Source organism: Halovivax sp., assembly GCA_007119345.1.
Classification (GTDB): Archaea; Halobacteriota; Halobacteria; order Halobacteriales; family Natrialbaceae; genus Halovivax.
Map to the genome: position 1 here is coordinate 1 of SKPV01000167.1, position 7,318 is coordinate 7,318.

The window sequence follows — 7,318 nt, forward strand, 5'->3', positions numbered from 1 at the left end:
CCGCGGTCCAGTCGACGAGGATGAGGTAGAGGATCACGACGAAGAATATCGATCCGAGCGCGAACCACCACCACCGAAGGAGTAGCGACGACGTGGTCAGCGCCGCCGCGAGACCGGTGACACACATGGCGATGGTGAACGCACAGGCCGTCAGTATCTTCGTCCAGTTCGATCCCGCGATCATCCCCAGCGCGATCAGGATGAACGGCGTGGAGAACGTCCACGTCAGGTACCGACCCCACATCGTCAGGACGCCGTCTTCGCCGGCGGTCGTGGTCCCCGCCGCCGGATGGCCCGACGGCATCTCGATGACGCTCAGCGTCAGCCCCGAGGCGAGGCCGGTGTAACTCGAGATCGAGACGACCGAAATCAGCATCAACGCGATGGCGATCAGTTTCGAACGCGGATCGGTGAGGGTTCGGCCCAGATACGCGATCCCCGCGATCGTCAACCCGGCGAGCGCGATGTTGACGACGAACGACAACGCCAACAGGGTGTTGTCTCCACCGAAGACGTACTCGAAGAGTTCCGCGTCGGTCAGTCCGTTCGTCTGGGCGACGTACGCGACGAAGGCGGTCGAGGCCTCGATGGACTGGGACATGCCACTGATGGCTCTCACGTCAAAATACATAAACCGGAGGTCATCCTTTCGGCAGTAACACCGCTTTTCATCGACTCTGAGGCCCTCTAGCGCGTCGTTTGCCGCCGAAACGGAGCTCCGCCCTGGTAGACAGATGAGTGATATGAATCTCTTCGATCGAGGACAGTCACCACCGACGGTAGCACTCACCGCGACGTGATTTCCGCGCGGATCCATTTCGGGATTGAGTGACGTGGCGTCCGTAGCCCGGGGAGCACCGACCGACTCCCAGTTCCGACGATCCGCCGGAATCGAATCGCGGTTCGCCGTCGACGATGCGGGACACGCCGGCGGGCGTTTCGCCGCCGATCGCGCCTCGCTCGCCCGCTCGCACGGATCAGCAAACGTATAAGAACCGATTCCGTGCACCTTCCCATGCACATCGACTGGAGCGGGATCGACCACGTCACGAAGGTCGATCCGGCGAAGCCGTTACCGCCGGACCCGGCGATCCTCGAGGCCACGGACCTCGTGATGATCGGGGGTTCCGACGACGTGACGGCCGAGAACACCCTCGAGACGATCGAGGCGGTCCGGGACGCCGTCCCCGAGCTGGCGGTCTGTCAGGAACCCTACGAGGCCGACCACGTCACGATGGACACCGTCGATACCGTCGACTTCCTGGCGATTCCGGCGGTGTACAACGGCGACCGCGACCACTTCGTCGGCAAGCACCTGGCGATGTTCGCCGAGCTCGCCGCCACGCCCTCCTCGGTCCTCGGATCGAGCATCCCGGTTGTCGGCAACGTCATCGAGTCGAAGGGCGAGGCCGCCGTCGCCGAGGTCGCCGAGAAGATCGTCGGCGAGGGGTACGTGATCCAGCACCTCGACTCGGCGGCGGCCGAGACGGCGGGCGCGACCGAGCGATTCTCGACCGAGCAGGTCGCCGGCGCCGCGCTCGCGACGGAGGCGTTCTATCACTTCCCCATCTTCTACGTCGAGTACTCGGGCACCTACGGCGGTCCCGCGGACGTCGCGGCCGCGGCGACGCACCTCGAGGAGACCGTCCTCCTCTACGGCGGCGGCATCGACTCGCGGGCGAAGGCCGAGGAGATCCTGGCCGCCGGCGCCGACGCGATCGTCGTCGGCGACGTCTTCCACGACGATCCCGACGGCTTCCTGGAGACGGTTCCGGAGTAGGGAAGCCCCGCTCGGTGGATGCCAGGGCCACGGATCTCGAACGACGACGAAACACGTTTCGACCGTCCCCTCCACTCACCGCGTATGACGAACCTCGACGTGGAGATCCTGTTGTTCGACGGCTTCGACGAACTGGACGCCGTCGGCCCCTACGAGGTGCTCGACAACGGCGCCGCCGTCGGCGCGGACGTCGACGTCTCGCTCGTGACCCTCGAGGAGCGCGTCTTGGTGGAGGCAAGCCACGGGCTCCGGGTCGAACCCGACGGGACGCTCGGGGAACCCGACCTCCTCCTGGTCCCCGGTGGGGGCTGGTCGAGCGGCGAGGGCGGCGTCCGCCGGGTCGTCGACGAGGGCCGGCTGCCGCCGGCGGTCGCCGAGCGTCACGACGCCGGCGCGACCGTCGCCTCGGTCTGCACCGGCGCGATGATCCTCGCCGAGGCCGGGATTCTCGACGGCAGGCCGGCGACGACCCACCACGTCGCGCTCGAGGACCTCGCGGACGCGGGCGCGGCGGTCCGCGAGGCTCGGGGAGTCGACGACGGCGACGTGCTGACGGCCGGCGGCGTGACGGCCGGGATCGACCTCGCGCTGTGGATCCTCGAACGAGAGTTCGGCGAGGAGGTGGCGGCCCAGGTTGCACGCGAGATGGAACACGAGCGGCGGGGCGAGATCGTGCGCTGAGGCGAGCCGGCCGCACGCTCCGCACGGTGTGAAGGGATCCAACGGAACGCTCCCCGCGGGTGCAGCCGACCCAACGGCTTTCCCGCCCGCCGGCGTAGCCGCCGTCGATGACCGCAGTGCTGTTCGACATGGACGGCGTGATCGTGAACAGCGAGGACTACTGGGTCGAATTCGAGGAGACCGATCTCTTCCCCGACGCCGTTCCCGACGCGGACGTCGACCTCGCGGAGACATCGGGGATGAACTTTCGGGAGATCTACGACTATCTGGACGACGAGTACGGGACGGCCATCACGCGCGAGGAGTGGATCGAGCGCTTCGACGAGACGGCGGAAACGATCTACACGGAGCGCGTCGAGCTCCTCGCCGGCTTTCGCGACCTCCTCGAGGCGCTCCGGGAGGCCGAGGTGCCGGTCGCGCTCGTCTCCTCGTCGCCTCACGACTGGATCGACCTGGTGCTCTCGCGCTTCGACCTCGGAGGCGAGTTCGACGCGGTCGTGAGCGCCGACGATATCGACGCGGACAGCAAGCCCGCGCCGGACGTCTTCGAGCACGCGGCGGCGGCGCTCGGGGCGAACCCGGAAGAAAGCATCGCGGTCGAGGACTCCGCGAACGGCGTCGAGGCGGCGGCCCGTGCGGGAACGACCGTCGTCGCCTACGAGATCGGCGCCCACGGCGACATCGACCTCTCGCGTGCCGACGAGGTCGCGGCGGATCCCGCGGAGCTGCGGGAGACGGTGCTGGCGGTGACGATCGAGGCGAAGTCGCCGTCTCGCGGGTGACCCGGCCGCAGCGAGCGCCCGCCGCTTCGCCGACCGCGTTCACGCCCGCTTGCGCGCCCGCACCGAGAACAGCAGCGGGAGGTCGACGTCGCCGTCTAACCGCCAGTACCCGTCATCGCCGCGCGCCATCGCGTCGGGGAACTGCTCCCAGGTCGTGAACCGGTGCTCGCGAACGAAATCGAGTTCCAGTCCAGCGTCGAGCAGCGCGGTCAGGATCTCGCCGAGACCGTGATTCCAGTTGTGGGTTCGTGCGTGCTCGAGGTCGGCCTCCTCGTCGGCGTAGGTGGCGCCGTCGTCGAACGTCAGCGGTTCGTCGCGGGTAACGTACGGGTAGGAGAACGTCGCCGTTTCGCCGTCGAAGTCCCACGGGAGCATCGAACTCGTCGGGTGAATCTCCGCGATGTAGAACGTCCCGCCCGGTTCGAGGACGTGCGAGACGACGTCGGCCCACCGATCGAGGTCGGGCAGCCACCCGAGCACGCCGTAGCTGGTGAAGACGACGTCGTAGCGCTCGTCGAGGATCTCGGGCAGGTCGTAGACGTTCGTGCGGACGAACCGCGTTCGATCCGCGAGGCCGGCCTCCGCTGCGAGCTCGCGGGCAAGCTCGATCGCTTCGGCGGCGAAGTCGACGCCCGTGACCGCGGCGGCGCCCTCGCGCGCCCACGAGAGCGTGTCCAGCCCGAAGTGACACTGCAGGTGGCACAGCCGCTTCCCCTCGACGTCGCCGACCTCCTCGCGCTCGAGCGGCCACAGCGAGGACTCGCCGTCGAGGAACGCCTCGACGTCGTAGTAGTCCGTCGTCGGATGGTGGGCGGCCGCCTCCTCCCAGTACGCTCGATTCTCCTCGACGAAGTCGCCCATGCGGCCGCCTCTCCGGGCCGAGGCATAAGCCTTCAGGAGTCAGTCACGAACGGCGCTCACTCCACGACGACCGTTCGCGTCTCCGCCGCCGGCACCAGCGGTAGTTCGGGGAAGGCGACGCTCACGGCGTACTCCAGCTCGTCCGCGTCGGCGCCGAAGACGCCCACCGGCACCGTCTCCTCGCCGCGGAGGTAGGTGTCGACGCTGGTCATCTCGACGCCGTTGACGGTCGCGAGGATCTCCGCGCGAGCGGCGTCGCCCCGGTTCCGGACGGTCACCTCTCGCACGTCGTTCTCCCCGGTCGCGATCCGGTCGGGGAACGCCCCCCACTCGACCGCGACGGCCGGGAGCGAGCCGGCGCTCTCGAGGACCTTCTCGGCGACCGACTCGGTGAGTCCGGCGTCGACGAGTCCGGAAACGCCGGCCTCGGCGACGTCGCCCGGCGTCGCGAGTCCCGCCTTCGAGAGCTTGCTCGCGCGACCGGCGCCGACGCCGTCGATCGCGGTGAGGCCGACCGCGTCCTCGGCGACGCCGTTCTCGATCCTGGCCTCGAGCCGGCGGGCGAGGTTGGCGTCGTGACCGCCGGCGAAGCGGTCGAGGAAGGATCGCAGCGACGCGAGCAGCCGGAGGCCGTTGCGGGTGATCGCCCAGGCGTCGCTCCGGAGGTCGGCCGGCGTGGTCCCGCTGGTCTCCGCGCGCAGGATGGCGAGCACCTTCCGCTGGCCGGCCGAGAGTCCCTCGGTCTCCCGGCCCACGAGCACCGCGTTGACCGCCTCCCGTTCGGACTGGCGAGCCGAGACGGAGTCGAACTCCTCGGCGCTGGCGACCGCCTCGAGGATCGCGTCGGCCTCGAGGTCGTCGCCGTTACAGCACTCGTGGAACGCCCTCGCCGTCCCCAGCCGCAGGTAGTATCGCGAGGTGAGCTTGCCCAGCGCCGTCGGCTCGACCGCGCCCTCGCCGTCGCGCTCGACGAAGCCGTCCGCGACGAGGCGGTCGAGGACGTCCCGCACGAGCGTCCGGTTCTCCGGGAGGTCGTAGGCGGCCGGGTTGGCCTCCTTGCGAACGGCGAAGAAGGTGGTCTCGAGCCAGTCGATCGCGTCACCGACGCTCTCGATCGTCCCCATCGCGATCTCCGCGTTGAGGTGGGTGTCGAGGGTGTCGGCCAGCCCGGACTCGATCGTCGTCCCCTCGCGGAGCAGCCGTCGGTACCTGTCGGCGTCCGCGCCGTCACAGACCACCCAGCCGTAACCGACGTCGTCGTAGCCGGGCCGACCCGCCCGCCCGAGCATCTGGAGGACGTCGAGCGGGCTCATGTCGACTTCCCCTTCGAGCGGGTCGTGGTACTTCGTGTCGCGGATCACCACGCAGCGCGCGGGGAGGTTCACTCCCCACGCGAGCGTGGACGTCGAGAACAGCAGACCGATCGTCCCGTCCTTGAACCACTCCTCGACGCGGTCCTTGTCGTTCTTCGAGAGCCCCGCGTGGTGGAACGCGACGCCGTCGAGCACCGACTTCCGGAGGGTGTCGTTCTCGAGTTGCTTCGCTTCCGTGTGGAAGTCGTACTCCCCGCGGGCGCCCATCGGCACGTCTCGCTCGGCGATCTCGTCGCGGGCTTTCTTGGCCGCCCGGACGGTGTCCTGGCGCGAGGCGACGAAGACGAGCGCCTGGCCGTCCTCCCGGAGGTGTGGCTCCGCGAGGTCGAGCGCGCGGTAGAGCCGGCGGTACTTGTCGGCGAAGGCGTTCTCCCCGTGGGTGTAGGTCTTCACGCCCGAGTTGAGCTCGACCGGGCGGTACTCGTCGCCGAAGTCGAAGGTGGTCTCCGGCCCCGCGTCGAGCCAGGCCGCCACGTCGTCGACGTTGGGCATCGTCGCCGACAGCGCGACGATCCGGGGGTCACAGAGCCGGCGCAGGCGAGAGATCGTCACCTCGAGGACCGACCCTCGGCGATCCGCGTCGAGAAGGTGCACCTCGTCGATGACGCAGCACTGGACGTCCGTCACGAAGTCGTACCGGCGGGAGTCGTGCTTGCGGGTCGCCGAATCGAGCTTCTCGGGGGTCATCACGAGGATGTCCGCCCGTCGCGCCCGACGGGAGTTGAGCTCTCGCTCGCCGGTCACCACATAGACGGAGTACCCCAGGTCCTCGAATCGGTCCCAGTCGGCTTCCTTCTCGTTGGTCAGCGCGCGCAGCGGCGCGACGAAGACGGCGGTGCCGCCGCCCTCGAGGGCCTTGCAGATCGCGAGCTCGGCGAGGGCGGTCTTGCCGGAGGCGGTCGGCGCGCTCGCGACCACGTTGTCGTCGCGCTCTAACAGGGCGGGGAGCGCCTCGCGTTGCATCCGATTGAACGAGTCGAAGGCGAACGCGTCGGCGAAGTCGGGGAGCACTTCGGCGACTTCCATCGATCGGATAGGGGGAGCGACCGCTCAAAGTCGTTTCCTTCGCGGGGCGATCGGGCCGGCGGCCCCCGTCGAGCCGGTACCGCCGTCGGCACCCGGGGCTCCGGGCCGTCGTCGGCTACCGCGAACCCTGGGCCGTCGCCAGGGCGGCGCCCGCGGTCGCGAACACCAGCGGATACAGCACGCCGGCGAGGACGATCGCGGGAATCAACTGCGGCGCCATCGACCCGCCCACCTCGACGCCGATGACCGTCGCCTCGCCGCCGGCTTCGGCGACGAGGGCGCCCAGCCCCATCACGAGGCCGTAGCCGACGGCGACGGGCGCGGCGGCGGCGACGGCGTCGCCGAGATCGCGCGCGCCGAGCCGGCGGGCCAGCACCGCGCCGGTGAGCGCGAGCACGACCGGCGGAACCAGGTAGAGCAATTGCGCGCTCGCGCTGCCGGACTCGGCGATGACGTTCACCGTCGTGGTACCGCTGAAACCGCCGATCGAGCCGCCGGCTTCGACGTCGACCAGGTGCGCGCTGTAGTGGTACCAGGCCACGCCCTTCCACTCGGCGACGCGTTCGAAATTCTCGCTCGCCTCGCTCCCGACGAGCAGGTACGAGAGCGCGTAGCCGACCGCCGCAGCGAGGACGCCTGCACCGGCACTCGCGGCGACGGCAGTTCGTCCGGGCTGGGACGCGTCGACCGTCGTGGCGTGCTGACCGCTCATGGTGTCGGCTTCGAGACCGGACCGTCTCATGAGCTTTGTGTTGTCGCGTCGCCGGGGACCGGGGCGGTCGGGTCGTGCTCCGGTGGACGGGGCGGTCGGGTCG

The 7,318-nt window shown here is 69.4% G+C and carries 7 protein-coding genes; 3 read left to right on the top strand and 4 right to left on the bottom strand.

Going from position 1 to position 7,318, the window contains the following annotated elements:
- Positions 1–601, bottom strand: a 601-nt coding sequence (locus QZT59_RS11270; protein WP_290815939.1) for a bacteriorhodopsin, incomplete at its 3' end; no start/stop codon positions are given.
- A 414-nt stretch (positions 602–1,015) separates the two neighbouring features.
- Here QZT59_RS11270 and QZT59_RS11275 point away from each other — a divergent pair.
- The 3 genes from QZT59_RS11275 (at position 1,016) to QZT59_RS11285 (ending at position 3,243) form a co-directional block, all read left to right on the top strand.
- A complete protein-coding gene (locus QZT59_RS11275; RefSeq protein ID WP_290815942.1) occupies positions 1,016–1,780 on the top strand; it encodes a heptaprenylglyceryl phosphate synthase in 765 nt (254 codons plus the stop codon).
- Between the two features lie 84 nt (positions 1,781–1,864).
- Positions 1,865–2,461 (top strand): DJ-1/PfpI family protein, encoded by a 597-nt coding sequence (locus QZT59_RS11280; RefSeq protein WP_290815945.1) that lies wholly within the window; start codon positions 1,865–1,867, stop codon positions 2,459–2,461.
- Between the two features lie 107 nt (positions 2,462–2,568).
- Positions 2,569–3,243 (top strand): HAD family phosphatase, encoded by a 675-nt coding sequence (locus QZT59_RS11285; protein ID WP_290815948.1) that lies wholly within the window; start codon positions 2,569–2,571, stop codon positions 3,241–3,243.
- Positions 3,244–3,282: 39 nt separating this feature from the next.
- Here QZT59_RS11285 and QZT59_RS11290 read toward each other — a convergent pair whose 3' ends face one another.
- The 3 genes from QZT59_RS11290 to QZT59_RS11300 all read right to left on the bottom strand — a co-directional run bounded on the left by QZT59_RS11290 (position 3,283) and on the right by QZT59_RS11300 (position 7,215).
- A complete protein-coding gene (locus QZT59_RS11290; RefSeq protein WP_290815951.1) occupies positions 3,283–4,104 on the bottom strand; it encodes a bifunctional 2-polyprenyl-6-hydroxyphenol methylase/3-demethylubiquinol 3-O-methyltransferase UbiG in 822 nt (273 codons plus the stop codon).
- Positions 4,105–4,160: 56 nt separating this feature from the next.
- Positions 4,161–6,503 (bottom strand): DEAD/DEAH box helicase, encoded by a 2,343-nt coding sequence (locus QZT59_RS11295; protein WP_290815954.1) that lies wholly within the window; start codon positions 6,501–6,503, stop codon positions 4,161–4,163.
- Positions 6,504–6,618: 115 nt separating this feature from the next.
- A complete protein-coding gene (locus tag QZT59_RS11300; RefSeq protein WP_290815957.1) occupies positions 6,619–7,215 on the bottom strand; it encodes a hypothetical protein in 597 nt (198 codons plus the stop codon).
- Between the last annotated feature and the right edge of the window lie 103 nt (positions 7,216–7,318).